This window comes from Serratia sp. LTN-2, from assembly GCF_059740205.1.
Map to the genome: position 1 here is coordinate 58,090 of NZ_JCAXDO010000006.1, position 24,780 is coordinate 82,869.

Annotated in this window: 23 protein-coding genes; 9 read left to right on the forward strand and 14 right to left on the reverse strand. The window is 60.8% G+C overall.

Features of this window, described 5'->3' with window-relative positions; translation table 11 throughout:
- Window positions 1-183: 183 nt before the first annotated feature.
- Window positions 184-1,464 carry a YidR family protein gene (locus tag AC6BYQ_RS13775; RefSeq protein ID WP_498057038.1) on the forward strand — a complete coding sequence of 427 codons (1,281 nt, stop codon included), beginning with the start codon at window positions 184-186 and terminating at the stop codon, window positions 1,462-1,464.
- A gap of 30 nt (window positions 1,465-1,494) precedes the next feature.
- On the opposite strand, the gene AC6BYQ_RS13780 is transcribed toward AC6BYQ_RS13775, so the two are convergent.
- A complete protein-coding gene (locus AC6BYQ_RS13780; protein ID WP_019455503.1) occupies window positions 1,495-1,842 on the reverse strand; it encodes a YceK/YidQ family lipoprotein in 348 nt (115 codons plus the stop codon).
- Window positions 1,843-2,151: 309 nt separating this feature from the next.
- Here AC6BYQ_RS13780 and ibpA point away from each other — a divergent pair, with 309 nt between their 5' ends.
- The 3 genes from ibpA (at window position 2,152) to AC6BYQ_RS13795 (ending at window position 4,926) form a co-directional block, all read left to right on the forward strand.
- On the forward strand, window positions 2,152-2,565 hold the full coding sequence (gene ibpA / locus AC6BYQ_RS13785; RefSeq protein WP_004933919.1) for a small heat shock chaperone IbpA: 414 nt from the start codon (window positions 2,152-2,154) through the stop codon (window positions 2,563-2,565).
- A gap of 106 nt (window positions 2,566-2,671) precedes the next feature.
- Complete coding sequence (ibpB, locus tag AC6BYQ_RS13790) at window positions 2,672-3,100, forward strand: small heat shock chaperone IbpB (protein ID WP_004933922.1); 429 nt, start codon at window positions 2,672-2,674, stop codon at window positions 3,098-3,100.
- A 167-nt stretch (window positions 3,101-3,267) separates the two neighbouring features.
- Window positions 3,268-4,926: a putative transporter gene (locus AC6BYQ_RS13795; RefSeq protein WP_019455505.1), complete on the forward strand. Its 1,659-nt coding sequence runs from the start codon at window positions 3,268-3,270 to the stop codon at window positions 4,924-4,926.
- Window positions 4,927-4,936: 10 nt separating this feature from the next.
- On the opposite strand, the gene AC6BYQ_RS13800 is transcribed toward AC6BYQ_RS13795, so the two are convergent.
- The 4 genes from AC6BYQ_RS13800 to AC6BYQ_RS13815 form a co-directional block, all read right to left on the reverse strand.
- Window positions 4,937-5,317 carry a type II toxin-antitoxin system VapC family toxin gene (locus tag AC6BYQ_RS13800; RefSeq protein ID WP_498057039.1) on the reverse strand — a complete coding sequence of 127 codons (381 nt, stop codon included), beginning with the start codon at window positions 5,315-5,317 and terminating at the stop codon, window positions 4,937-4,939.
- On the reverse strand, window positions 5,317-5,538 hold the full coding sequence (locus AC6BYQ_RS13805; RefSeq protein ID WP_498057040.1) for a ribbon-helix-helix domain-containing protein: 222 nt from the start codon (window positions 5,536-5,538) through the stop codon (window positions 5,317-5,319). The genes AC6BYQ_RS13800 and AC6BYQ_RS13805 overlap by 1 nt, the downstream gene beginning before the upstream one ends.
- Before the next feature lie 75 nt (window positions 5,539-5,613).
- The gene (locus AC6BYQ_RS13810; RefSeq protein ID WP_154747407.1) at window positions 5,614-6,864 is read right to left on the reverse strand and encodes a valine--pyruvate transaminase; all 1,251 of its coding nucleotides are present in this window, start codon (window positions 6,862-6,864) and stop codon (window positions 5,614-5,616) included.
- 135 nt (window positions 6,865-6,999) lie between these two features.
- Window positions 7,000-9,063, reverse strand: coding sequence for an alpha-amylase (locus AC6BYQ_RS13815; protein ID WP_498057041.1), 2,064 nt, complete (start codon window positions 9,061-9,063; stop codon window positions 7,000-7,002).
- A gap of 196 nt (window positions 9,064-9,259) precedes the next feature.
- Between AC6BYQ_RS13815 and AC6BYQ_RS13820 the strand changes: the two genes are divergently transcribed.
- Complete coding sequence (locus AC6BYQ_RS13820) at window positions 9,260-9,412, forward strand: hypothetical protein (RefSeq protein WP_019455508.1); 153 nt, start codon at window positions 9,260-9,262, stop codon at window positions 9,410-9,412.
- A 1-nt stretch (window position 9,413) separates the two neighbouring features.
- On the opposite strand, the gene ghrB is transcribed toward AC6BYQ_RS13820, so the two are convergent.
- The 8 genes from ghrB to AC6BYQ_RS13860 form a co-directional block, all read right to left on the reverse strand.
- Window positions 9,414-10,391 (reverse strand): glyoxylate/hydroxypyruvate reductase GhrB, encoded by a 978-nt coding sequence (gene ghrB / locus AC6BYQ_RS13825; RefSeq protein WP_063918273.1) that lies wholly within the window; start codon window positions 10,389-10,391, stop codon window positions 9,414-9,416.
- Between the two features lie 73 nt (window positions 10,392-10,464).
- A complete protein-coding gene (locus tag AC6BYQ_RS13830) occupies window positions 10,465-11,733 on the reverse strand; it encodes an MFS transporter (RefSeq protein ID WP_063918272.1) in 1,269 nt (422 codons plus the stop codon).
- A 130-nt stretch (window positions 11,734-11,863) separates the two neighbouring features.
- On the reverse strand, window positions 11,864-12,829 hold the full coding sequence (locus AC6BYQ_RS13835; protein ID WP_154747426.1) for a sugar kinase: 966 nt from the start codon (window positions 12,827-12,829) through the stop codon (window positions 11,864-11,866).
- 7 nt (window positions 12,830-12,836) lie between these two features.
- Entirely contained in the window at window positions 12,837-13,589 is a 753-nt protein-coding gene (locus AC6BYQ_RS13840) for a sugar phosphate isomerase/epimerase family protein (protein ID WP_498057042.1), read from the reverse strand.
- Window positions 13,590-13,754: 165 nt separating this feature from the next.
- Window positions 13,755-14,789, reverse strand: a complete 1,035-nt coding sequence (locus AC6BYQ_RS13845; protein WP_019455513.1) for a LacI family DNA-binding transcriptional regulator — start codon at window positions 14,787-14,789, stop codon at window positions 13,755-13,757.
- 124 nt (window positions 14,790-14,913) lie between these two features.
- Window positions 14,914-15,576 (reverse strand): OmpA family lipoprotein, encoded by a 663-nt coding sequence (locus AC6BYQ_RS13850; protein WP_016929583.1) that lies wholly within the window; start codon window positions 15,574-15,576, stop codon window positions 14,914-14,916.
- 246 nt (window positions 15,577-15,822) lie between these two features.
- Window positions 15,823-16,275 (reverse strand): N-acetyltransferase, encoded by a 453-nt coding sequence (locus AC6BYQ_RS13855; protein ID WP_063918270.1) that lies wholly within the window; start codon window positions 16,273-16,275, stop codon window positions 15,823-15,825.
- Window positions 16,272-16,838 carry a DNA-3-methyladenine glycosylase I gene (locus tag AC6BYQ_RS13860; protein ID WP_074055688.1) on the reverse strand — a complete coding sequence of 189 codons (567 nt, stop codon included), beginning with the start codon at window positions 16,836-16,838 and terminating at the stop codon, window positions 16,272-16,274. Before AC6BYQ_RS13860 ends, AC6BYQ_RS13855 begins: the two co-directional genes overlap by 4 nt.
- 196 nt (window positions 16,839-17,034) lie before the next feature.
- Here AC6BYQ_RS13860 and AC6BYQ_RS13865 point away from each other — a divergent pair, with 196 nt between their 5' ends.
- The 3 genes from AC6BYQ_RS13865 (at window position 17,035) to glyS (ending at window position 22,784) form a co-directional block, all read left to right on the forward strand.
- On the forward strand, window positions 17,035-19,023 hold the full coding sequence (locus AC6BYQ_RS13865) for an autotransporter outer membrane beta-barrel domain-containing protein (RefSeq protein WP_498057043.1): 1,989 nt from the start codon (window positions 17,035-17,037) through the stop codon (window positions 19,021-19,023).
- Window positions 19,024-19,787: 764 nt separating this feature from the next.
- Window positions 19,788-20,705, forward strand: coding sequence for a glycine--tRNA ligase subunit alpha (gene glyQ / locus AC6BYQ_RS13870; RefSeq protein ID WP_004933966.1), 918 nt, complete (start codon window positions 19,788-19,790; stop codon window positions 20,703-20,705).
- A gap of 9 nt (window positions 20,706-20,714) precedes the next feature.
- The gene (glyS, locus tag AC6BYQ_RS13875; protein ID WP_019455517.1) at window positions 20,715-22,784 is read left to right on the forward strand and encodes a glycine--tRNA ligase subunit beta; all 2,070 of its coding nucleotides are present in this window, start codon (window positions 20,715-20,717) and stop codon (window positions 22,782-22,784) included.
- A gap of 41 nt (window positions 22,785-22,825) precedes the next feature.
- Here the strand turns inward: glyS and AC6BYQ_RS13880 are convergent, their stop codons facing one another.
- Window positions 22,826-23,887, reverse strand: a complete 1,062-nt coding sequence (locus AC6BYQ_RS13880; protein ID WP_235049956.1) for a Fic family protein — start codon at window positions 23,885-23,887, stop codon at window positions 22,826-22,828.
- Window positions 23,888-24,038: 151 nt separating this feature from the next.
- Between AC6BYQ_RS13880 and AC6BYQ_RS13885 the strand changes: the two genes are divergently transcribed.
- Window positions 24,039-24,758 carry a DUF3053 domain-containing protein gene (locus AC6BYQ_RS13885; RefSeq protein WP_019455519.1) on the forward strand — a complete coding sequence of 240 codons (720 nt, stop codon included), beginning with the start codon at window positions 24,039-24,041 and terminating at the stop codon, window positions 24,756-24,758.
- The last annotated feature ends 22 nt before the right edge of the window (window positions 24,759-24,780 follow it).

A 24,780-nucleotide genomic window follows, 5' to 3' on the forward strand; every position in this document is an offset into this window, starting at 1 on the left:
CGGCTAATCGGGCGCTTATTTCCTGCCGGTGCCGCCGATAGCCTTCAATGATAAGACAGGGGAAAAGTCTGGCGTAATTCCGCACCGAAAAAGCCCTTTGGGCTACCCTTGTTGGCTATGTGAAACGCCGCCGTCGATCCGGTAAGATGGCGGCTCAGTGCCAGCATGCGCAGGAGAGCCGTCATGAGCCATCGGGAAAAACAACTGACTTTCGACCCACGCGGGCATCAGTTAACCAATATCAACGTCTGGACGCCGGACAGCCAATGGCTCGCTTATGACGTGCGCCCGCGCGGCGCCTCTTTCACCGGCCTGAGCATCGAGCGGGTCAACGTCGCCAGCGGCGCGGTGGAAGTGGTATATCGCGCCCAGCACGGCGCGCACGTCGGCGTGGTCACGGCCAGCCCCGATGCGCCGGCGCGCTATGTATTCATCCATGGCCCGGAGCATCCGGACAGCGCCTGGCAGTATGATTTTCACCACCGTCGCGGGGTGATCGTCAGCGAACCGGATCGCGAGTTGGCCATCACCCTCGACGCGCTGGATATCACCGCGCCCTATACGCCCGGCGCGCTGCGCGGCGGCAGCCATGTGCACGTTTTCAGCCCGGACGGCAGCCGCCTCAGCTTTACCTACAACGACCATGTGATGCATGAACGCGATCCGGCGCGCGATCTGCGCAACGTCGGCGTGGCTGTGCCGCTGCACGGGGTTAATCCGCCGAAACAGCACCCGCGCGAATATGACGGCAGCCACTATTGCGTGCTGGTCAGCGAGACCGTACCGCAGCCGCAGCCGGGCAGCGATCAGATCAATCGCGCCTACGAAGAAGGCTGGATTGGCCGCGAAGGTTACCGCAAGGCCGACGGCAGCCGGCAGCGTTGGGCGCTGGCGTTCATCGGCGATACGCTGTCCGCCGCCGGCGAGAAGCTGCCGGAGGTGTTTATCGTCGATCTGCCGGAAAACGACGCCGACTACGCCGCTGCGGGCGCTCTGCCGCTGCAGGGGACGGAAAGCGAGCTGCCCGCGCCGCCGCTGGGCGTCAGGCAACGGCGGGTGACCTTTACCGGGGAACGCCGTTTTCCGGGCGTAGCCGGCGCGCCGCGCCACTGGCTGCGCAGCTCGCCGGATGGCAGCCAGATCGCGTTTTTGATGAAGGATGACGGCGGCGTGGTGCAGCTGTGGACGGTGTCGCCGAACGGCGGCGAGCCGCGCCAGGTGAGCCGCAGCGAGCATGACATTCAGTCGGCGTTCAGCTGGCACCCGCAGGGCGGGACGATTGCGCTGGTGTGCGATAACAGCGTGATGCTGTGCGAGGTCGCCAGCGGCCGCCTGCAGCGTTTGACGCAGCGCAGCGCGCAGCCGCCGTCGGGCGATGCCGTGGTATTTTCGCCGGATGGCAAGAAAGTGGCGTTTATGCGTGAGATAGCGGGGTTCAACCAGATCTTCGTGGTTGAGGCGTAAGGCGGGCCTGACGGCCCGCAGCGTGCGTGATTAATGCGTGGCGGCGCTGTCGTTACCCTCGCCGGGATTGCCGGTCGCCGCCAGATTCTGCTGCTCGCTGCGCAGGATACGCGCTTTCGGCGAGTCTGCGGTGGCGTCATCGCCGGAACGCAGATAGTCGTAAGGTAACAGTACGGTATCCATCACCGCGGAGAACGGCAGATCCAGCGCCACCAGCGGCATCATCGCCCAACTGGTGTTGTCGTCCTTCAGCATGTCCACGCTGGCGCGGGTGCCGGGATAGTAACCCTGATTCGGGCCAGTATGGCTCATCACGCTGGAGCAACCGCTGGTCGCCAACAGCATGCAGCCCGTCGCTATCGCTTTCATCGTCGTCATTAATCCATCCTGCAGGGTTGCTGTGCCCCTTAATTAAGCCGATTTATAACATCCTGTTGCTGCTTGAAAAGAAGCAAAATCCCGCTCTGTGGCGGCTCTCTCACTTTAGTGTAAGTGGTAAAAAAACTTTCACCTAACCGGAATGAGCTTTTTTTGATCCTCGCCTGTTGAATTGACGAAATCAACCCCCATTTTATCATCAGAGCCGAATTGAGAATTCGCCGTAAGGGGATTCTGGCTTAATTAGCCTGTCCAGAATGGAAGGCGTATTTATTTCAACCTCGCTGAAGTGCCTTAGGAGGCTGTTTTATGCGTAATTTTGATCTTTCCCCGCTATACCGTTCCGCCATTGGTTTCGATCGCCTGTTCAACGCGTTGGAGGCCGGCCAGAGCCAGGGCAACGGCGGTTATCCGCCTTATAATGTCGAGCTGGTGGACGAAAATCATTATCGCATCGCTATCGCGGTAGCCGGGTTTGCCGAGCAGGAGCTGGAGATCACCACGCAAGATAATCTGCTGATCGTGCGCGGGGCGCACAATAATGAACCGGCAGAGAAAACCTATTTATACCAGGGCATCGCCGAACGTAATTTCGAGCGTAAATTCCAGCTGGCCGAACATATTCAAATTAAAGGCGCCAAATTGGAGAACGGCCTGCTGTATATCGACATGCAACGCATCGTGCCGGAAACATTAAAACCGCGCCGCATCGAAATTAAATAATTCCCGTTTCGCCGGCAGTTACGCTGCCGGTAAATATGCAGTCATGACACGCCCGCCGTCAGGGGGCTGAATAAACACATCTCGCTTAATGAAAGGAGTTGTTCCTATGCGTAATTACGATTTATCCCCGCTTCTGCGTCAATGGATTGGTTTTGATAAATTGGCCAGCTCAATGGGGGGCCAGGAGCCTCAGGGGTTCCCGCCGTATAACATCGAGAAAAGCGATGACAATCACTACCGCATTTCTCTGGCGCTGGCCGGTTTTCGGCAGAGCGAACTGAATATCGAAGTGGAAGGGCCGCGCTTGACCGTCAGCGGTAAACCCACACCGCCGGAAAAACAGGTCGAATACCTGCATCAGGGCCTGGTGTGCAAAGAGTTCCAGTTGACCTTCACTCTGGCGGAGCATCTGCAGGTGTCCGAGGCCAAATTTGAAAATGGCCTGTTGCACATCGATCTGGTGCGTCAGGTGCCGGAAGCCTTGCAGCCGCAGCGCATCGCCATCGGCGCGACGCCGGAGCTGGAAGCCAAATAACCGACTGAAAAACGGTCATCATCATGCGGGGGAGATCCAGACGGATCTCCCCCGTTGCGTTATGTGGCGCACGCCACAGACCCCCCGTCAGCCCGATGTCATAATCCTTGTTAATTGTGTGTCTTTGGCCGCAAACCCATTGTTCAACTTTGGCAAGGATGTGACCTATGAGCGATATCGCCCTGACCGTCAGCATGTTGGCGCTGGCGGCCGTCATTGGGCTGTGGATGGGGAACTGGAAGCTGTACGGCGTCGGGTTGGGCATCGGTGGCGTGCTGTTCGGCGGCATTCTGGTCGGGCACTTCGCCCAGAGTGGGCAAATCAGCCTGAACGGCGACATGCTGCACTTTATCCAGGAGTTTGGCCTGATCCTGTTCGTCTATACCATCGGCATTCAGGTCGGCCCCGGTTTCTTCTCTTCGCTGCGCGTCTCCGGTTTGCGGCTTAACGCCTTCGCGGTGCTGCTGGTGCTGACCGGCGGCGTAGTGGCAGCGGCGGTACATAAGCTGTTCGACGTGCCGCTGCCGATCATCCTCGGCGTGTTCTCCGGCGCGGTTACCAACACCCCGGCGTTGGGCGCCGGCCAACAGATTCTGACCGATCTCGGCTCCGATCCGGCGTTGGTGGACGGCATGGGCATGGGCTACGCCATGGCCTATCCGTTCGGCATTTGCGGCATTCTGCTGGTGATGTGGCTGATCCGACTGTTTTTCCGCATCAATATCGAGCGCGAGGCGCAGGCGTTTGAAAGCAGCCTGGGCAATCAGCGCGAGCTGCTGCACGCCATGAACGTGGCGGTACGCAATCCCAATCTGCAGGGCATGGCGATCAAGCAGGTGCCGCTGCTCAACGGTGAAGCGATCGTCTGTTCACGCCTCAAGCGTGGGGAGCTGCTGATGGTGCCGGCGCCGCACGAGCGGCTGGAGCTTGGCGACTACCTGCATTTGGTGGGCAAGCGCGAAGACCTGGAGAATGCCCGGTTGGTGATCGGCGAAGAGGTAGACGCGTCGCTCTCGACGCGCGGCACCGCGCTGCAGGTGGTGAGGGCGGTGGTGACCAACGAGCAGGTGCTGGGTAAAAAAATCCGCGATCTGAACCTGAAGCAAAAGTATGACGTGGTGATTTCACGCCTCAACCGCGCCGGCGTCGAGCTGGTGGCCGGCAGCAACGTGACGCTGCAGTTCGGCGACATCCTCAACCTGGTCGGTCGGCCGGAGGCCATCGACGCGGTGACGGCAATCGTCGGCAATGCCCAACAAAAACTGCAGCAGGTGCAGATGCTGCCGGTGTTTATCGGTATCGGCCTCGGGGTGCTGCTCGGTTCCATTCCGCTGTTCGTGCCCGGCTTCCCGGCGGCATTGCGGCTGGGGCTGGCCGGCGGGCCGCTGGTGGCGGCGCTGATCCTCGGGCGCATCGGCAGTATCGGCAAGCTGTACTGGTTTATGCCGCCGAGCGCCAACCTGGCGCTGCGCGAACTGGGCATCGTGCTGTTTCTGGCGGTAGTCGGGTTGAAGTCGGGCGGCAACTTCATCGAGACGTTGCTGCACGGCGAGGGGCTGACGTGGGTGGGATACGGCGCGTTGATCACCGCCATTCCGCTGCTGAGCGTCGGTATTCTGGCGCGCACGGTGGGCAAGATGAACTACCTGACGCTGTCCGGCATGTTGGCGGGGTCGATGACCGATCCGCCGGCGCTGGCCTTCGCCAACGGCCTGCACCCGACCAGCGGCGCCGCCGCGCTGTCTTACGCCACCGTTTATCCGCTGGCGATGTTCCTGCGCATCATGTCGCCGCAGCTGCTGGCGGTGCTGTTCTGGACGCTGTAACGCTGCTCGACTACAGCCGATAAGGCATTAACACGCCGTTGTCAGTGCCAAAATCTTTGGGGTTGCGGGAGATGAGCGTCCGGAACCCCACCTGCGCGGTGGCCCAGATAATGGCGTCCGGCAGCTTCACATGCTGTGAGTGGCGCAGTTCTACGGCGCGTTCGGCAACTTCATCGGTAATAGGCAGCAGCAGAAATTGCCCTAAAAACTGGCGCGTTTTCAGCTCCAGCGCCGCCCCCTGCTTTTTGGCACCCACCATCACTTCCATCCAGGTGATGGCGCTAATAGCCGGGTTAATGTGGTATTCGGTCAGAACGTCTTTGGCTTGAGGAATGCCGTTGAGATAATCGATCAGAATATTGGTGTCAAATAACGCCCGTTGAGCCACCATTATTCCCACTCCTCGCGCTGACGATTTTCGTAGTCCACGCCATCTCCCATCACCCCGGACCAGAGCCCGAAAGCATTGCTGGGATCTTCCACGTGGTTCTCCGTCAGATAGCGGGAGACGGCCTGACGGATGATTTCGGCCCGGGGAACGTGGCGGATATTTTTCAGATTGTCGAGCTGCCGCAGGTCTTCTTCAGGTAAATCGATCACGATGCGAGTCATAGCTGGCTCTCCTAAAAAAAGATATACGATATATGCATCGTATATCTTTATCGGTCGATTTTCAACCAGCCGGCGTTAGCCTTCCTGATGCGCGCGTTCGATCTCTTCCGCCAGAATAGCCACACCGCGCTCGATTTTCTCCGGGTCGGGCACGTAGTTCATGCGCATGCACTGGTGGGTATGTGGCCAGTCGTGCTCCAGCCCCGGGAAGAAGTAGTGGCCCGGCACCATCAGCACGCCGCGCTTTTTCAGGCGCTGATACAGCACCTCGGTAGTGATCGGCAGATCCTTGAACCACAGCCAGAGGAAGATAGCCCCTTCCGGTTTGTGGATCAGGCAGCGTTCCGGCGACAGGTAGCGGCGGATAATCTCGATGGTGTGTTCGACACGCTGTTTGTAGAACGGGCGAATCACCTCGTTCGACAGGCGCAGCAGATCGCCGCGCTCGATCATTTCCGTCGCCATCGCCGGCCCCATGCTGCCCGGCGACAGGCTGATGATGCCGTTCATGTTGGTCAGCGCGGTGATCACCTTCTCGTCGGCGATCACGATGCCGCAGCGCGAGCCCGGCAGGCCGAGCTTGGACAGACTCATGCACAGGATGGTGTTTGGGTTCCACAGCGGCGTGGCGTCGCTGAAGATGATGCCGGGGAAAGGCACGCCGTAGGCGTTGTCGATCACCAGCGGGATATCGCGCTGTTGCGCCAACCGATCGAGCTTTATCAGCTCTTCGTCGGTGATCACGTTGCCGGTTGGGTTGGTCGGCCGCGAAACGCAGATCATGCCGATGTCATCGCCGATATTCAGGTGCTCGAAATCAACGTGATATTTGAACTGGCCTTCCGGTAGCAGCTCGATGTTCGGTTTAGCGGAGACGAACAGCCCTTCGTCCAGCCCGGCGTCGGCATAGCCGATATATTCCGGCGCCAGCGGGAACAGCACGCGGCGGCGTGAACCATCGGCGTAGCGGCCGGCGAACAGGTTGAACAAGTAGAAAAACGCGCTCTGACTGCCGTTAGTCAGTGCAATATTCTGTGGCGAGATCTCCCAGCCGAGCTCGTCGCGCAGCAGATTGGCCAGCGCTTTCAGCAGCGCGTCCTTGCCTTGCGGGCCGTCGTAGTTGCACAGCGCTTCGGTCAGTTTGCCCTGATCGAGCATCTCCTGGCACAGCTGTTTGAAGTAGGCTTCCATCTCTGGGATCTGCGCGGGGTTGCCGCCGCCGAGCATGATGGCACCGGGGGTGCGCAGGCCTTCGTTCAGATCGTCCATCAAACGGGTGATGCCCGCATAACGGGTAAATTTGTCGCCGAAAAGTGAGAAAGTCATAGGTGCAGCAGTACTGTTTTTTAGCAGGTAATCACCCACCATACCGCCAGATAAATCCCGCTGCAATGCGGCCGAAAAATAGACCACTGGGCATAAGTTTTACTCAATAGTCTATTGGTAGCATATTACGCTGAATTATTGTGACCGTTCGCCGGCCCACACTATCATCACCTTATCGTCGCCGAGCCGGCGGCTGAAGGCATAGTAAGCGGCGTGCGGCTGCGGGATTTGCACGCCGCCGCCGATCGCCGGGTGGCGGGCGCGAAACTGCCCCAGCCGCTGCCAGTGGGCCAGCAACGGAGCTTTCTCCCCCTGCAGTTCGCGCCAGTTCATGTCGGAGCGGGTGCCCTGCAGCGGATCGGAACCGGTCGGGCCGAGCGGGCGGCCGCTTTCGTCGCCGTAGTAAATCTGCACCGCGCCCGGCGCCAGCAGCAGCAGGTTCGCCGCCCGCTGTTGCCGCGACAGCGAGCCTTTGGCATCGTCGGCGAAGAACAGTCGGGTGTCGTGCGACGAGAGGTAGCTCAGCACGTTGAAATCCTGCAGCCGCTCGGCCATCTGCCGGTAGGTGGCGTCGATGTCGGCAAAGCAGCCCAACGCCTGTGACGCCTGGTCCTGGAAGTCGAAGTTGATCATCGCGTCGAAACCGTTCTGGTAATAGTCGCTTTTCATCACCCCGTGCCCCCAGGCTTCGCCGGTCATCCAGAACGGTGCGTCATCCAGCGCCTGCTGCGGGTGTTCCGCTTTCCACGCCGCCAGCGCCGCCGTGGCGCGTTGCTTCAACAGCACCAGCGTCGGTTTCTCCACGTGTTTGGCGGTATCGACGCGGAAACCGTCGATGCCGTAATCGCGCACCCACTGGCTGAGCCAGACGGTCAGGTAATCGCGGGTAGTGGCACCGGGGATATCGTGTGCGGCGGTGTCGGGCTTATGGCGGTAGAACAGCGGCAGGCCGCTGGCGCCGGGCGCTTCGGTTTTGATGTCCGGCAAGAAGGCCAGCGACATCGTCAGATCATCGTAGCCCGGCGCGTCATAGTCGCCGATATCGGTGCGGATCCAGTTTTTTCCCCACCATTGGCGCCAGCCCGCCTTGTCGCTGAAGTTGATGTAGTCGTTGAAGCTGTGCCAGTTTTGCCCCGGCCCAGGACGCCAGTCACCCCAGTTTTTCCCCAGGATGCTTTCCACCTCCGTGCCCTGCAGATACAGCGAGCCGAAGTGAAACGTCTGCATATCCGCCAGCGTGGCGTAGCCGACGTGGTTCACTACCACGTCGAACAGGATGCGAATGCCGCGCTGATGCGCCTGCTCGACCAGCGTGCGCAGTTCCTGTTCGGTGCCCATGTTGGCGTCGAGGCGGGTCCAGTCCAGCGCGTAATAGCCGTGATAGGCGTAATGCGGGAAGTCGCCCTTGGCGCCGCCGCCGACCCAGCCGTGGATCTGCTCCAGCGGCGAGCTGATCCACAAGGCGTTGACGCCGAGTTGCTGCAGATAATCCAGCTTCTGCGTCAGGCCAGCCAGATCGCCGCCGTGAAAGGTGCCGATCTCCTGCAGGCCGTCGCTGCGGCGCCCGTAGCTGTGGTCATTGGCGGGATTGCCGTTCTCAAAGCGATCGGTCAGCACGAAATAAACTGTGGCGTTATGCCAGCTGAACGCCGCCGGTTTAGTGGTGGCGGCGGATTCCAGCAGCAACAAGCCGCCGCTGACGGCGGCGGGCTGCAGCGTGATTTTACCCTGGCTCACCTGCGCCGTTTGGCCGGAATAGAAATCGCGCAGCGTTTCGCCTTCGGCGAAGGTCGAGGCGACGTCGACCGTGACCGGCTTGCCGTCCCAGCGCGGGCAGCTGCGGATGGCAACGGCGGCGCTTTCCGGCGCGCTGCGCAGGCTGAGCCGCAGCGTGGGGGTACCGCTGCGGGTGTCGATGTGCGCCTGATAGTCGCCGGCGCGGAACTGCCGCCAGCTGGCCGGCGGGTTGACGCCGCAGGGCTGCAGCGACAGCGTCTGGTTAAGCTTCACCGCCTCGGCCGGCTGCCAGCATTGGTTATCCTGATACAGCTGCAGCGGCCGCTGGCCTTTAGGCAGCGGGGCCTGGCTGATGAACAGCCCGGCGGCGGTTTCGTCGAAGGCCGGAAAGCCGGGCAGCGTCCAGGCGGCCAGCGCTGCTGGCGACAACAGCATCAACAAGGGCAGGGGTAACAGTTTCATGGCTCTCCTTACGCGCGGCAGGAAGCGTTTTTGTCGCAGGGTAGCGCCCAGTGTGGCAAACGGTGAAAAAACGGCCTCCTCCCTGCGGTTTTTTTTCGGGGAGGAGAGGGAGGGCGGAGCGTTTTCGGATTGATTCGGCTTGGCTTTGCGCGTGCGCTGCGGCAGATTAAACGATGAACATCAAAGGAGGTTAGCGATGACGGACAAAAACTGGCGGGAAGAGATCGTTCAGGCAATTCAGGATGCCGAATTGCAGCACTTCGCCGAAGAACATCAGCTGCAGGCGCTGTTCGCGCCGCAGCAGGAAGAGCAACACGGCCGGTTATCCGCAGACCACCGGCCGCGCTAAGTTATTTCTGCAACAGCTGCGGGTTGACGCAGTTTTCTTTCACCGTGCCGGTCAATGCGGCGATCAAGTTATCCACCGCGCAGGCGGCCATGCCGTAGCGCGTTTCATGGGTGGCGGAGCCGATGTGCGGCAACGCCACCACGTTCGGCATGCTGAGCAGCGGCGAGTTGGCCGGCAGCGGCTCTTTCTCGAACACGTCCAACCCGGCGGCGTGGATCACGCCGTTTTGCAGCGCTTCGATCAGCGCCTGCTCATCCACCACCGGCCCGCGGCCGGCGTTGATCAGAATGCCGCTTTTCTTCATCTTCGCCAGCTGATCGCGGCCGATCATGTGGAAGGTTTGCTCGGTCAGCGGCAGCGTGATGCAAACGAAATCCGACTCGGCCAGCAGGGTATCCAGATCGCAGCGGCGCGCGTTGAAGCGCTGTTCCGCCTCTTCGTGCGTGCGGCGGGCGTTGTACAGCACCGGCATGCCGAAGCCGAAGTGCGCGCGCTGCGCCAGCGCCAGGCCGATGCGGCCCATGCCGAGGATGCCGATGGTTTTGTGGTGCACGTCGACGCCGAACCAGTCTGGCCCGATGCTGCCGCGCCATTCGCCGGCCTTGACCCGTTCGGCCACTTCCACCACCCGGCGCGCGGTCGCCAGCACCAGGCTCATGATGGTGTCGGCGACGGTTTCGGTCAGCACCGTCGGGGTGTGCATCAGCAACACGTTATGCGCGTTGAGCGCCTCGACGTCGAAGTTGTCGTAGCCGACGGAAACAGTCGAGGCCGCGCGCAGTTTGGGCGCCTGCTGCAGGAAGGCTTCGTCAATTTTACCGCCGGAACCGATGATCCCTTCGGCCTGCTGCAGCGCCTGGCGCAGTTCGTCGCGGTTCTCCGGCTGCAGGCCGTTGAAGGCGTGCACGGTGAAGTGCTGTTCCAGGCGTTCACGCAGGTCGGCAGGCAGGCTTTTGTACAATACGATAGAAGGCTTCATCACGAACTCCAGCTGGGCCAAAGGGGGCCTGGCGCCCCCCCGGTTGGGTTAACAGATAAAAAGTATAACCGGATCAAGCCAATTGCGGCTGGATCTCGTTGCGGGCGGGTTTGACGATCAGCGTCAGCACCACCGCCACCACCAGTGCGATGGCCATAAACATGTAAGAGGCCGCCGGGCTACCGGTGGCGCCATTCAGATAGCCGACGAACCAGGAACCGAAGAACGAACCCAGCGCACCCATGCTGTTGATCAGCGCCATGGCGCCGCCGGCGACGTTTTTCGGCAGCATTTCCGGAATGATGGCGAAGAACGGCCCGTAAGGGGCGTACATCGCGGCGCCAGCGACCACCAGCAGGCCGTAAGAGATCCAGAAGTGGTTGGTGCCGACGGCGTAAGAACCGAAGAACGCCAGCGCGCCGATCAGCAGCAGCGGCCAGACGAACAGTTTGCGGTTTTGCATTTTGTCCGACGCCCAGGAGACCACGATCATGGCGATGGTCGCCGCCAGGTAAGGTACCGCCGACAGCCAACCGGCTTCCACCATGCCCATCTGCATGCCGCTGCGCAGGATGGAAGGCAGCCACAGCACGAAGCCGTACACGCCGATGCTCCAGGCGAAGTACTGCACGCACAGCAGGATCACGTTGCGCGAGCGGAAGGCTTCGCCGTAGTTGCGCACGGCCTTGATGCCCTTCTGCTCTTCGTCCAGCTGCTGTTGCAGCGCCCGTTTCTCATCGGCGCTCAGCCAGCCGGCCTGCGCCGGTTTGTCTTTCGCCAGCACCCACCAGCAGAACGCCCAGATGACCGCCGGAATGCCCTCGATGATGAACATTTCGCGCCAGCCGAAGGCGTGGATCAGGTAGCCGGACACCACCGACATCCACAGCACCGTCACCGGGTTGCCGAGGATCAGGAAGGTATTGGCGCGTGACCGCTCCGATTTGGTGAACCAGTTGCTGATGTAGATCAGCATCGCCGGCATCACCGCCGCCTCCACCACGCCGAGGATAAAGCGAATGGCGGCCAGCATCGGGATATTGCTGACCACGCCGGTCAGCGAGGCGCAGCCGCCCCACAGGATCAGGCACCAGAAGATCAGTTTTTTGACGCTGCGGCGTTCGGCGTAGATGGCGCCGGGAATTTGGAAGAAGAAATAACCGAGGAAAAACAGCGCGCCCAGCAGCGAGGCCATGCCTTTAGTGATGCCGAGATCTTCATTGATGCCGGCGGCGGAGGCGAAGCTGAAGTTGGCGCGATCGAGATAGGCCAGGCTGTAGGTGATAAACACGATGGGCATGATGTACCACCAGCGTTTGGCCGCGACAGTCGCTTTGTTCATGTTCAGTATCCTTCAGTGGTGTTGCATCCCCTTCGCCGGCATGCCAGAAGAAGGGGCAGATGCTCTCCCGACGCGTCCCGGTTGTAGGGCCAGAGGCTGACGTCATGCGGAGAAGTCGTATTTTTTATTATTATTCGGCCAGCGCCGCGCGGGTCGGCAAGCCTTCGCTGTCGCCGATGGCCTGGATCGCCAGCGAGCCGATTTTGTTGCCGCGCTGCACCGCCTGTTTCAGCGTTTTGCCTTCCAGCAGGGCGCTGAGGGTGCCGACGGCAAAGCCGTCACCTGCGCCCACGGTATCCACCACGTTGTCGACCTTGACCGCAGCTACTGCTGCTTTATCGCCGGCGGCGGTTTTAAACCAGGCGCCGTCCGGGCCGGTTTTGATGATCACCGCCTGCACGCCGCGCTCCAGATAGAAATCGGCGATGCCTTCCGGCGTCGATTGGCCGGTGAGGATCTGCCCCTCTTTCAGCCCCGGCAGCACCCAATCGGCGGCGAACGCCAGCTGGTTGAGCTGCTCGATCATCACCTCGCGGCTGGGCCACAGCACCGGGCGCAGGTTGGGGTCGAACGAAATGGTTTTGCCCAGGGCGCGCATCTCGTGCGCCGCATGGTGGCACAGCGCCAGCGATTGGCTGGACAGCGCCGCCGCTACGCCGCTCAGGTGCAGGTGGCGCGCTGAAGCGAAATACTCACGGTTGAAATCGGCGACCGATAGGTGGCTGGCCGCCGAGCCTTTGCGGAAATACTCCACGCTGGGATCGGTACCATCGGTGGTTTTGGACTTCACCTGAAAACCGGTCGGATACTGGCCGTCAACCGTGACCTGCCGGTAGTTGATGCCCTCTTTTTTCAACTGCTGCAGGGTGAAGCGGCCGAACGAGTCGTTGCCGACGCGGCTGACCCAGCCGACGTTCATGCCCAGGCGCGCCAGGCCGATCGCCACGTTCAGTTCGGCGCCGGCGATGCGTTTGGTGAAGGTTTCCACCTCCGCCAGATCGCCGGTCTGTGCCGCCACGAACATCGCCATGGCTTCGCCCAGCGTGACCACATCCAGGGGCGCCTGCTGCGCCGTCGTTGCCGTTAACGTTGTCATCATGGGGTTACTCCGCACGCAAAATATTGACGTAATGGCGGGTGACGGCTTCCAGATCATCGCCCTGCAACGGGAATTCGATGCCGCGCGGCGCGTCGTGCGGCAGGCGGGCCAAGAGATCGCGCCAGCTGCCGTCGGTATCGTCCAGCGCCACGGCGCGCCAACCGCGCGGGCCTTGGGTGGCGGCTTTGACGTGCACGTAACCGACGTGACGGGCCAGGCGATCGGCGGCGGCGAAGGCGTCTTGCCCCACCCACAGCCAGTTGGCCATATCGAAGGTCATGCTGACCGGCAGGTGGCTATCTTCCGCCGCATGGAAAAAGGCGTTCAGCATCGACAAAATGCCGCAGTCCGGCGTCTGGTCGTTTTCTACCACCAGTTTGACCGGGTGTTGTTCCAGCGCCACTTTCAGCTCGGTAAAGTCGAAGCCGGGGCGGAAATGGCCGAGGGACAGCTTCAGCTGGCGCGCATTCAGCGCCTGTGCCTCCGCCAGCAGCGCCTGCAGGTTGGGGTTCAGCGTATGTTGCGGGGTGAACAGCGCCTCAGGGGCGGAATAGACGGCGAACAGTTGCTGGCGCTCGATCTCCTGCGCCAGCGCCGGCAGGCTGTCCAGCTCGCCGGCGGCGAACAGTTCGCGGCGGATCTCGACGCCGTCGGCGCCGGCACCGGCGATGAGGGGCAACAGCGCGCGCTGGCCGCCGTGTTGTTTGACGGTATCGGTGCCGTAGGCGCCGGTGACCACGATGATTTCTGTTTTCATTTTGACTCCTGAGGCGGCATTGTCGCCGCCGCTGCTGTTACCGGTACGTTAAATGGAACCGGTTCCAGCGAAAAGCGACAGAGTGTAAAAATATGATCGCAATCACGAAGCTGAGCAAAAAACAGCCGATGCGGAGGGGCGGTCAACGGCCCATGGGAAAGTCAGTCAGCGGGTGGTGGAGCCGCGGACGATCAGCTCGCCGGAGAACATTTGATCGCCACTGGGGGCGGCCAGGCCCTGAATGCGCTGCACCAGCCGCTCCAGCGCCGCGTGCCCCATTTGGTAGGTGGGCTGCTTCAGCGTGGTGATGCCGACGCCCGCCAGCTCCGCCCACTCCAGTTCATCAAAGCCCAGCAGGCCGATGTCGTTGCCCCACTGGATGCCCAGCCGGCGCATGGCGCGCGCCACCTGCAGCGTCAGGGCGCCATTGGCGGAGATCACCGCCTTGCGCATGCCGCGATGGCGGCCGCTGAAATCGCTCAACACTTGCTCCAGCTTCTGCCGATCGTTGAGCGGCGTTTCGGCCTGCTCCGCCAACAGCGCGGGGTGCTGCGCCATGGTATGCCTGAAGGCGTGCAGGCGTTCCAGACGGGTGTTGACCGTGCCGAGCGGCTCGCTGAGGAACAGGATCGCTTCGAAACCTTGTTGCAGCAGATGTTCGGTGGCGACGGTGGCGGCTTCGCGGTTGTTCAGGCCCACCACGTCGCAGGCGAAGTCGGGGATCTTGCGGTCGATCAGCACCATCGGCAGCATCGACTGTTGCAGCGTGGATAAGGCTTCCTCGCGCATGCCGACCGCGTTGACCACGATGCCTTCCACCCGATAACTGCTGAGCAGCTGCAGATAGTGCTGCTCCTGATTGACTTCGTTGTTGGTGTTACACACCAGCAGGGTAAAGCCGTGCTGTCGACAGGCGGCTTCAATACCGCGCATCACGTCCACCGAATAGGGGTTGGTGATATCGGCGAGGATCAGGCCGATCAGGCGAGTCTGGCCGCCCTTCAGGCTGCGCGCCATCTGGCTTGGCCGGTAGTCGAGCTGCTGAATGGCCTGTTCGATGCGCTGTTTGAGATCGTCGGAAAGCAGGTGCTGTTCACCATTCAGATAGCGCGACACGCTGGTCTTGCCGGTTTTGGCGATGCTTGCCACATCGCTGATGGTGGCGCGTCCTGAGGCGCGCGTTGCCTTGCCTGTGCTCACAGCCGATCTCTCCCGCGGTTAATTGCCAAGGAGACTACCATACCCGATGTGCGAGCGGGAATGTTGAAGGATAAGGAGAAAGTCGGGAGGAAGCGGCGGGGCGTCGGTTGCGCCCCGCACGGGATTACTGCAGCGGGCTGAGGGTGATCTCGACGCGACGGTTCTGCGCCTTGCCTTCCGCGGTGCTGTTGGAGGCGATCGGGTTGTCCGGGCCGGCGCCGGTAGTGCGAATACGGTTCGCCGCCACGCCCTGAGTGATCAGCGCGCTGGCTACGCCGTCGGCGCGCTGTTGCGACAGGTTCATGTTGAGCGAGCGAGAACCGGTGCTGTCGGTGTAGCCGACCACGTTGACCGCGGTTTTCGGATACTCTTTCAGCACCATGGCGACGCCGGTCAGGGTGTTGGCGCCCGCCGGTTTCAGCGTGGCGCTGCTGCTGTCGAAGGTCACGTTGTTCGGCATGTTCAGCACGATGTTGTCGCCCTGGCGGGTGACGCTGACGCCGGTGCCTTTCATCTTGTCGCGCAGTTTGGCTTCCTGCACATCCATGTAATAACCCGCGCCGCCGCCGAGCGCTGCACCGGCCGCCGCGCCGATCAGCGCGCCTTTGCCGCGATCTTTCTTGGAGGAGGACAGCACGCCGACGCCGGCGCCCAGTGCGGCCCCGAGGCCTGCACCGATACCGGATTTACCGACTTCGGATTCGCCGGTGTAAGGGTTGGTGGTACAGGCCGACAGGGTGAGCGCTACGCTCACTGCGCCGGCAATAATGGCAATGCGTTTTTTCATGTTCTTGTCCTTAATGGCATCAAAATCTGTACGCGCCGGCCCAAAACGGGGGCGCAAAAAATGGGCGCCGCGGGAAGCCCGCGCCACCGCGCTACTATGACGCGCTGGTTCGCCGGCAGTTCCGGAGAAAAGCGTGACAAATGATGAGCGCGGGGGAGTGCTGGGGGGTGTTATGCGACAAAATGCCGGGCGGCGCCATGCAGCGGATTCCTAATTGCGCGCCGCCGGGGTGTGAATGCGCCTTTTTTAACCGCAACCGGTTGAATTTTCGATTGCCGGCCAGTTCATGATCAGCGTATAGGCCAGGGTTTCGTCGTTGAACAGGCGCTGCGTCACCTGAAAACCGTGCTTGTGGTAGAACGCGCAGGCGCGCAGGTTCTGCTGATAAACCTCTAGGCTGAGCCGGCGGTAGCGCTGCTGCACATGCGCCATCAGCGCCTGGGCGACGCCGCGGCCGTGGAACGCCCGATCGACGAACAGCGCGCCGATGAACTGCTCGTCCAGCACGCTGATAAAGCCGACGATCTCGTCGTCATGCCAGCAGGCCCAGCTTTGCGCGCGCGGCAGGTAGTTTTCTCGTACCAGCGCGGCGCTCTCGCGCCAGTATTTTTCCGCCACGAACGGATGGGCGGCGATGGTGCTGGGCAGCCACAGCGCCATCAGCCGGTCGATATCCTCCAGGCCGCTGGGGCGGATCACCGTGGCTTTGGGTAGCACATGCACCCCGTCAGGTGATCGTTCACCAGCCCGCTGGCCTGCATGAAGGCGTAACAGATGGTGGAGCCGATAAACTTGAAGCCGCGCTTTTTCAGCGCCTTGGACATGGCGTCGGACTGCTCGGTTTTAGCCGGGACCTGGCTTAGCGCTTGCCAGCGGTTGAGCTGCGGCTGGCCGCCGACGAAATCCCAAATGAAGGTGACGAAATTCTCCCCGGCCTCCTCCATCGCCAGATAGGCCCTGGCGTTGGCGATAATGGCTTCTATCTTGCCGCGATGGCGGATGATGCCGCTGTCCTGCAGCAATCGTTCCACGTCCTGCTCGCTCATGGCGGCGACCCGCTGCGGATCGAACTGGTGGAAAGCGCGGCGGTAGTTCTCGCGCTTTTTCAGCACGGTGATCCAGGAAAGGCCGGCCTGTTGCCCCTCCAGACAGAGCATTTCAAACAGCTCGCGCGCGTCGGTGGTGGGCGCGCCCCATTCCTTGTCGTGATACTCGAGATACAACGGATCGGCCGTCACCCAACCGCAACGTTCGTCTGCCATCCTGAATGTCCTTGTGCTGTATTTATGAACAGTAATCATCGCTCGAAGCGGCGAACTTGGCAAGCCTCTGATTGTTTTGTCATCAGCCCGCTTGACGTGACGGAAAAGCCGACAATAGTTACTACATGGCCGGTGGAAAACCGGTCAACGATAAAAACGATATTGCCTTCATTTGCAGGCTCTCAGGAGTCGATTCATGCCTCTAAAAATAACGTGCATGCCCCGCCCGGCGGCGCTTGCAGTGGCGCTACTTTGCAGTGTGACCCTTCCGGCTCAGGCGTATGACCAACTCTACGTCTTTGGCGACAGCCTGAGCGATACCGGCAACAACGGCCGGTTCACCTATGACGGCAGCCAGCATCTGCTGTACGACGAGGCGTTGGCGCAGCGCATCGGCGCGGCGCTGGTGGCTTCGGACAACGGCGGTGAAAACTATGCCGCCGGCGGCGCCGTGGCGGTGCCGGGCCTGAATCCGGTCGATAATACCCAGGATCAGGTACAGCGCTATCTGAACCGGGTTAACGGCCAGGCCGATGGCGACGGTTTGTACATTCATTGGATCGGCGGTAACGATCTGGCGGCGGCGGCGTTGAACGCCGCCGCCGCACCCGGCGTGGCCTATAACAGCGCGGCGGCCGCCGCCGCGCAGGTGCATTCGCTGCTGAACGCCGGCGCCGGCACGGTGATCGTGCCGACGGTGCCGAACATCGGCTCCACGCCGCAGCTGATGGAGTTGATCATTCAACAGGCGCTGTCTCCGGTGCAGGGGGCGGCGATCCAGGCGGCCTACGCCACGCTCAATTCGCTGGCGACGCCGGACAACGCGTCGCGCACGCAGGCGATCCACGCGGCGTTGGCCGCTGCGGCGAAGCAGGGCAGCGCCATTCCTCAGGTGCAGCAGGCGATCGCCACCCAGCTCATCGCGGCGTATGACAGCCTGAGCGCGCAGGCCGGTCAGCTGACCGATTTCTATAATCAAAGTGAAGACCGTTTGCTGGCGCAGGGCGGCGGCAATATCGTGCGGGTGGACGTCAACAAACTGTTTGCCGAAGCGATTGCCAATCCGGCGCAGTTCGGCTTCGCCAACACCGCCGGCATGGCTTGTCCGCCGGGCGTTTCCTCGGCGGTCTGCCGTTCCGACATGCCCGGCTTCGATGCCAGCCAATCCTATCTGTTCTCCGACCACTTCCACCCGAGCCCGCAGGCGCACCTGCTGATTGCGGATTATATCCAGGCGGTGTTGGATGGCCCGGCGCAGGTGGTGGCGCTGAATCAGGCGACGGCGGCGATGGCGCGCGACAGCCGCGCCACGCTCGACAGCCGCTTCCAGCAGCTGCGCCACGGCGAAAACCCGCAGGGCTCGCTGGGCGTGTTCGGCGGTTACGCCGGCCAGCACTACGACTATGCCGATAACCGGGCGGCGGGGGACGGCAACGCCACCACCCACAACCTGACCGTCGGCGTGGACTATCAGCTGACCGACGGCTGGTTGATCGGTGCGTTGATCGCCGGTTCCAACGACGATCAGCATCCTTCCAGCCGTTATGATTACAAGGCGCGTGGGCTGCTGCTGTCGGCCTTCAGTTCGCTGGCGATATTCGAGCACGGTTGGGTCAACGCCGATCTGCACTATGCGGCGATGGAGTATGACGATATTCGCCGCAGCATGCGGCTGGGGCCGCTGACGCGTACCGAAACCGGTTCGACTTCCGGCAAGCAGTGGGGCGCGCGCGTGACCGCCGGCTATGACTTCCCGATCGCTTCTTACCTGACCACCGGGCCGGTGGCGCAGTTCGCCTGGGATTACAGCCGCGTTTCCGGCTACAGCGAAGACGGCGATGACAGCACCGCCATGCGCTTCAACGATCAAACCTACCACTCGCAGATCGGTGCGCTGGGCTGGCGGCTGGATACGCAATTCGGCGTATTTAACCCTTATGCGGAAGTGAGCTATCAGCATCAGTTCGGCGACGACGTATACCGCGCCGGCGGCGGTCTGAAATCGACGCAAACCTCGTTTACCCGTGACAGTGCGGGCCAGGACAAAAACTGGGTGGATGTCACGCTGGGGGCCAACATGCCGTTGACGGACAGGGTATCGGCCTTCGCCACCGTCTCGCAAACCGGCGGGCTGAGCAGCGGCGAGCAGTTTATGTATAACGTCGGCGTCAGCGCGCGCTTTTGAATGGGTTCTGCAGAGCGCGTTTGCCAAAGGCGCGCTAAATGGCATTGCGTAAGCGATACGTTCGTATAAGGGAAGCTAATTAAGAGGAAGCGGACGGGAATTAATTATGCGGGCCGTCATGACGCTGACGGAAATACAAAAAAAAACTGATCCTATGAAAGGATCAGGTAGCCACTTGGCCAACACCAGGGAAAATTTTAATTATTATTGTATAACCAAAGATTAACTGTCAATGGGTTTCTGTGGCTCATTGTTGGCGTATTACATATCCGCTTGTTTCTCCTCGAGTCGCTGCAGCGGCCCGTCGCGTGATATCGCCTTATTTTTCACGATATAAGAAATAATTTGGCGCTTAGTCACATTATCTGCCGGTGAGGCGAGTTTTTTAGTTGATAAAATTAACAAAAATAACATTGGCGTAACTTTACCCTGTGGCAAATATAAGCATGTGTGCATTTCAATCTGCATAAATAGGGTTGATGAGAACAGGTGCTGTGGGCGAATAAGTGACGATTTAAGCAACGATTAGTCTCGTTTTTTGTTAAGTTATTCTAATGTTTTTGGCGGGCCGTATTTTCGCCACGTTCGTCGCCGGTGAAATAAGCCGGCTAACCGGCGTCCTGTCCTGCGCGCACCGCGCGCGAAAATCCAGCGCTTCTCGCCCCGATTCGCACTTGTTGCCGGATTCTGGCTGTATATCTTACGGTCAACGGGTATACTGGCTCATTCCATCTAAATCCACTTGTATCGCGTGCGAATTCAACATGCAAAAGTTTGATACCAAGACCTTCCAGGGCCTGATCCTGACACTGCAGGATTATTGGGCGCGCCAGGGCTGCACCATCGTTCAACCATTGGACATGGAAGTCGGCGCGGGAACCTCACACCCGATGACGTGCCTGCGCGCACTGGGGCCGGAGCCGATGGCCGCCGCCTACGTGCAGCCATCCCGCCGTCCGACCGACGGCCGCTACGGCGAAAACCCGAACCGTCTGCAGCACTACTACCAGTTCCAGGTGGTGATTAAGCCATCGCCGGACAACATTCAGGAACTCTACCTGGGCTCGTTGAAAGAGCTGGGTCTGGATCCGACCATCCACGACATCCGCTTCGTGGAAGACAACTGGGAAAACCCGACGCTCGGCGCCTGGGGCCTGGGTTGGGAAGTGTGGCTGAACGGCATGGAAGTGACGCAGTTCACCTACTTCCAGCAGGTCGGCGGCCTGGAGTGCAAGCCGGTAACCGGCGAGATCACCTACGGTCTGGAGCGTCTGGCGATGTATATCCAGGGCGTGGACAGCGTGTATGATCTGGTGTGGAGCAACGGCCCGCTGGGCGTCACCACCTACGGCGACGTGTTCCACCAGAACGAAGTGGAGCAGTCCACCTACAACTTCGAATACGCCGACGTCGACTTCCTGTTCTCCTGCTTCGAGCAGTACGAGAAAGAGGCCCAGTCGCTGCTGGCGCTGGAAAAACCGCTGCCGCTGCCGGCCTACGAACGCATCCTGAAGGCGGGTCATACCTTCAACCTGCTGGACGCGCGCAAGGCGATTTCGGTGACCGAGCGTCAACGCTACATTCTGCGCATCCGCACGCTGACCAAAGCCGTTGCCGAAGCCTACTACGCTTCCCGCGAAGCGCTGGGCTTCCCGATGTGCAACAAGAAGAACGAGAACTAAGAGGCAGCCATGACTCAACAGACTTTCCTGGTGGAAATCGGCACGGAAGAGCTGCCGCCGAAGGCTCTTCGTTCCCTGGCGGAATCTTTCGCCGCCAACTTCACTGCCGAGCTGGATAACGCCGGCCTGGAACACGGTGAAGTGAGCTGGTTCGCTGCACCGCGCCGCCTGGCGCTGAAAGTGGCCAACCTGAGCGCGGCGCAGGCCGATCGCGAAATTGAAAAACGCGGCCCGGCGATCGCTCAGGCGTTCGACGCCGAAGGCAAACCGAGCAAAGCGGCCGAAGGCTGGGCGCGCGGCTGCGGCATCACCGTCGATCAGGCTGAACGCCTGGTGACCGACAAGGGCGAGTGGTTGATGTACCGCGCCCACGTCAAAGGCCAGTCGGCGCAGCAACTGCTGGCCGGCATGGTCAGCACCGCGCTCGGCAAGCTGCCGATCCCGAAACTGATGCGCTGGGGCGATTCTGACGTGCAGTTCGTGCGTCCGGTGCACACCGTCACGATGCTGCTGGGCGCCGATCTGATCCCGGGCACCGTGCTGGGCATCGACTCTGCGCGTACCGTGCGCGGCCACCGCTTCATGGGCGAAGCCGAGTTTACCCTCGACAACGCCGACCAATACCCGCAGATCCTGCTGGAGCGTGGCAAAGTGGTCGCCGACTATGAAGCGCGTAAAGCGCTCATCAAGCGCGACGCCGAGCTGGCGGCGCAGAAGATTGGCGGCAAGGCCGATCTGAGCGACAGCCTGCTGGAAGAAGTGGCCTCGCTGGTGGAATGGCCGGTGGTGCTGACCGCCAAATTCGAAGAGAAATTCCTGGCGGTGCCGGCGGAAGCGCTGGTGTACACCATGAAGGGCGATCAGAAGTATTTCCCGGTGTACGACGCCGCGGGCAAACTGCTGCCGAACTTTATCTTCGTGGCCAACATCGAGTCGAAAGACCCGCAGCAGATCATCTCCGGTAACGAGAAGGTGGTGCGTCCGCGTCTGGCCGACGCCGAGTTCTTCTTCAACACCGACCGCAAGAAACGTCTGGAAGACAATCTGCCGCGCCTGGAAACCGTGCTGTTCCAACAGCAGTTGGGCACCCTGCGCGACAAGACCGATCGCATTCAGGCGCTGGCGGGCTGGGTTGCCGGCCAGATCGGCGCCGACGTCAACCACGCCACCCGTGCGGGCCTGCTGTCGAAGTGCGACCTGATGACCAACATGGTGTTCGAATTCACCGACACCCAGGGCGTGATGGGCATGCACTACGCGCGCCACGACGGTGAGGCGGAAGACGTCGCCGTTGCGCTGAACGAGCAGTATCAGCCGCGCTACGCCGGTGATGCGCTGCCGCAGTCGCTGGTGGCTTGTTCACTGGCGATCGCCGACAAAATGGACACCCTGGCCGGCATCTTCGGCATCGGGCAGCATCCGAAAGGCGATAAAGACCCGTTCGCGCTGCGCCGCGCCGCGCTGGGCGTGCTGCGCATCATCGTCGAGAAAAACCTGCCGCTGGATCTGCAGACTCTGACCGAAGAGGCCGTGCGCCTGTACGGCAGCAAGCTGACCAACGCCAAAGTGGTCGATGAGGTGGTGGAATTCATGCTGGGCCGCTTCCGCGCCTGGTATCAGGAAGAAGGCCACGCGGTCGATACCATTCAGGCGGTGCTGGCGCGCCGTCCGACCAAGCCGGCCGACTTCGACGCACGCGTCAAGGCGGTATCCCACTTCCGCACGCTGGACGAAGCGGCGGCGTTGGCTGCGGCCAACAAACGCGTCTCCAACATCCTGGCCAAATCTACCGAAACGCTGAACGACAGCGTGCGCGCCTCGGTGCTGAAGGACGCGGCGGAGATCCAGTTAGCGACCCACCTGGTGGTGCTGCGCGACAAGCTGCAGCCGTACTTCGCGGCGGGCAACTACCAGGAAGCGCTGGTGGAACTGGCTGCGCTGCGTGAGCCGGTGGATGCGTTCTTCGACAACGTGATGGTAATGGCGGACGATGCGGAAGTGCGCGTGAATCGTCTGACGCTGCTGAGCAAACTGCGTGAACTGTTCCTGCAGGTGGCGGATATCTCCGTACTGCAGTAAAACGGCTCTGTGCTGTGAAAAGGCGCCTGCGGGCGCCTTTTTTATGGCTGGCGTAACTGTTTGATACCGGCTGCGGTCAAGCGATAGCGTTGTAAACGGCTCTTGGGCTTATCCGGTAACGTCATTTCAATCCAACCGGCATTCAAGGCCGGTTGGAGATAGCGTTCGCGGAAAGATTTTCGATCCTGCAACTGTAGAACATTCTGGAGTGCTTCTCGCGACATCTCACCTTGCAGCGCCGCCAGCAAGTCATCGACTTGGGGGGTGACTTGGGGGGTGACTTGGGGGGTAATACTCAGCTCAAGCGCTTTTAGAATCATTTCCAGCATGAATTCAACGAAGGGTGAACAATCGGTTTTTTGGTTGCTGGCATTCAGCGCTTGGTAATATCCGGACTGGTTATCATGCACCAGGCTCTCAACCGGCACGTTGGCGAACAAAGGATCCCAGCGTGACAAAATCAGCGTTTGCCACAACCGTCCCATGCGGCCGTTTCCATCGGCAAACGGGTGGATGAATTCGAATTCATAGTGAAATACACAGCTGCCGATCAGCGGTGGCAGATCGGTTTGTTGCAGCCAGATGAGCAGTTGGCGGATCAGCAACGGTACGCGTTCCGCCGGGGGAGCCATATGGATCACGACGTTGCCGTTCATCACGCCGACGCCGCTCTGACGATAGCGGCCGGCATCAGGTAGCAAGCTGTTCATCAGCATCCCATGTGCGGCAAGCAGATCGCGTTCATTTTCGGGATGCCAATGATTCAGGTTGGTATAGCAATGGATGGCATTCATCGCTTCCTGAACGTCTCGCGGAGGGGCGATGACGCGTTTACCTGCGATGATAGCGGTGATCTGCTCTTCGCTCAGGGTATTGCCTTCGATCGCCAACGAACCTTGAATGGTACGGATCCGATTGATGCGCCTTAGCCGCAACGCATGCTCTTGTTCCGCTTGCATTGTCAAACGGGCCAACGCTGCCCCTACGTCTGTCGCCAGATGCAGAATGGAGGGGGTGATGGTCAACGGCGGTTGATAAGAGGACATGAGCAAGTTGGCCCGGCGATAAACGTTGGAAAAGTGTACCATGCGTACGTGGTACACGCAGTACGCCGTTTTTAACCAGACAATGTTCACCGCAAGCGGAATCGCGTATCGGAACGCCGCCAGTTGATCTATTCTTATAGGCGCACGGAGTGCGGAAAAAGGGGCGGAGTCCAATGAAAAAGCAGGTTTATAACAGGAGTTATGTCACATGGCGGTAGGGATCCAGAGCAGAGTTTTCGCGCGTTGGTTGGCACCGGTATTGGCATTGTTGGTGGTCATGCAATTGACCGCCTGCGGCGATAAAGAGCCGGAACAGCGCAAAGCATTCATTGATTACTTACAGAATACCGTGATGCGCAGCGGGGCGAACATCCCCACGCTGAGCGAAGACCAGAAACAGAAGTTCGGCAACTATGCCGGCGATTACGCGATTTTGGTCGGTTTTTCCCAGCAGTTGTCCAAATCGGTCGGCGCCAGCCTGACGCCGGCGCTGGACCAGATTAACCAGATCCGCACCGCGCAGGACTACCTGAACAAACGCGACGCGCTGCAGCAGTCGGTCGGAGCATTGAACCTGCTGGGCCAGCAGATCCAGTCCGCCAAATCGCAGGCGGATACCGCCCGTGCGGCGCTGAAGCAGCCCGACGATCTGAAGGCGGTGTACAACCAGGCCTATGACAAGATCGTCACCGCGCCGGCCAACGCCCTGATGCCGGCGATCCCGACCACCGCCAGCTTCGTGCAGGATCTGGTGCAGGTTGGCGATTTCCTGCAGAGCCAGGGCAATCAGGTCAGCTTTAACAACAACGGCGTGCAGTTCCGCACCGCGCAACAGGTGGCGCAATACAACACCATGATGTCGAATCTGGTGGCTAAACAGCAGAACCTGGTGAACGCGCAGAAAACCATTCAAAGCGTGACGCAATAACGCCCCCGCGCACGAGAGACAG

What these genes read in the sequence shown, in the direction of transcription:
- AC6BYQ_RS13815 (WP_498057041.1), bottom strand. Translation starts at nt 9,063, where the DNA reads ATGAAACTGTTACCCCTGCCCTTGTTGATGCTGTTGTCGCCAGCAGCG.
- AC6BYQ_RS13795 (WP_019455505.1), top strand. Translation starts at nt 3,268, where the DNA reads ATGAGCGATATCGCCCTGACCGTCAGCATGTTGGCGCTGGCGGCCGTC.
- glyS (WP_019455517.1), top strand. Translation starts at nt 20,715, where the DNA reads ATGACTCAACAGACTTTCCTGGTGGAAATCGGCACGGAAGAGCTGCCG.
- AC6BYQ_RS13810 (WP_154747407.1), bottom strand. Translation starts at nt 6,864, where the DNA reads ATGACTTTCTCACTTTTCGGCGACAAATTTACCCGTTATGCGGGCATC.
- AC6BYQ_RS13800 (WP_498057039.1), bottom strand. Translation starts at nt 5,317, where the DNA reads ATGGTGGCTCAACGGGCGTTATTTGACACCAATATTCTGATCGATTAT.
- AC6BYQ_RS13865 (WP_498057043.1), top strand. Translation starts at nt 17,035, where the DNA reads ATGCCTCTAAAAATAACGTGCATGCCCCGCCCGGCGGCGCTTGCAGTG.
- AC6BYQ_RS13780 (WP_019455503.1), bottom strand. Translation starts at nt 1,842, where the DNA reads ATGACGACGATGAAAGCGATAGCGACGGGCTGCATGCTGTTGGCGACC.
- AC6BYQ_RS13830 (WP_063918272.1), bottom strand. Translation starts at nt 11,733, where the DNA reads ATGAACAAAGCGACTGTCGCGGCCAAACGCTGGTGGTACATCATGCCC.
- ibpB (WP_004933922.1), top strand. Translation starts at nt 2,672, where the DNA reads ATGCGTAATTACGATTTATCCCCGCTTCTGCGTCAATGGATTGGTTTT.
- AC6BYQ_RS13775 (WP_498057038.1), top strand. Translation starts at nt 184, where the DNA reads ATGAGCCATCGGGAAAAACAACTGACTTTCGACCCACGCGGGCATCAG.
- AC6BYQ_RS13820 (WP_019455508.1), top strand. Translation starts at nt 9,260, where the DNA reads ATGACGGACAAAAACTGGCGGGAAGAGATCGTTCAGGCAATTCAGGAT.
- ibpA (WP_004933919.1), top strand. Translation starts at nt 2,152, where the DNA reads ATGCGTAATTTTGATCTTTCCCCGCTATACCGTTCCGCCATTGGTTTC.
- glyQ (WP_004933966.1), top strand. Translation starts at nt 19,788, where the DNA reads ATGCAAAAGTTTGATACCAAGACCTTCCAGGGCCTGATCCTGACACTG.
- AC6BYQ_RS13860 (WP_074055688.1), bottom strand. Translation starts at nt 16,838, where the DNA reads ATGGCAGACGAACGTTGCGGTTGGGTGACGGCCGATCCGTTGTATCTC.
- AC6BYQ_RS13850 (WP_016929583.1), bottom strand. Translation starts at nt 15,576, where the DNA reads ATGAAAAAACGCATTGCCATTATTGCCGGCGCAGTGAGCGTAGCGCTC.
- AC6BYQ_RS13835 (WP_154747426.1), bottom strand. Translation starts at nt 12,829, where the DNA reads ATGACAACGTTAACGGCAACGACGGCGCAGCAGGCGCCCCTGGATGTG.
- AC6BYQ_RS13805 (WP_498057040.1), bottom strand. Translation starts at nt 5,538, where the DNA reads ATGACTCGCATCGTGATCGATTTACCTGAAGAAGACCTGCGGCAGCTC.
- ghrB (WP_063918273.1), bottom strand. Translation starts at nt 10,391, where the DNA reads ATGAAGCCTTCTATCGTATTGTACAAAAGCCTGCCTGCCGACCTGCGT.
- AC6BYQ_RS13885 (WP_019455519.1), top strand. Translation starts at nt 24,039, where the DNA reads ATGGCGGTAGGGATCCAGAGCAGAGTTTTCGCGCGTTGGTTGGCACCG.
- AC6BYQ_RS13840 (WP_498057042.1), bottom strand. Translation starts at nt 13,589, where the DNA reads ATGAAAACAGAAATCATCGTGGTCACCGGCGCCTACGGCACCGATACC.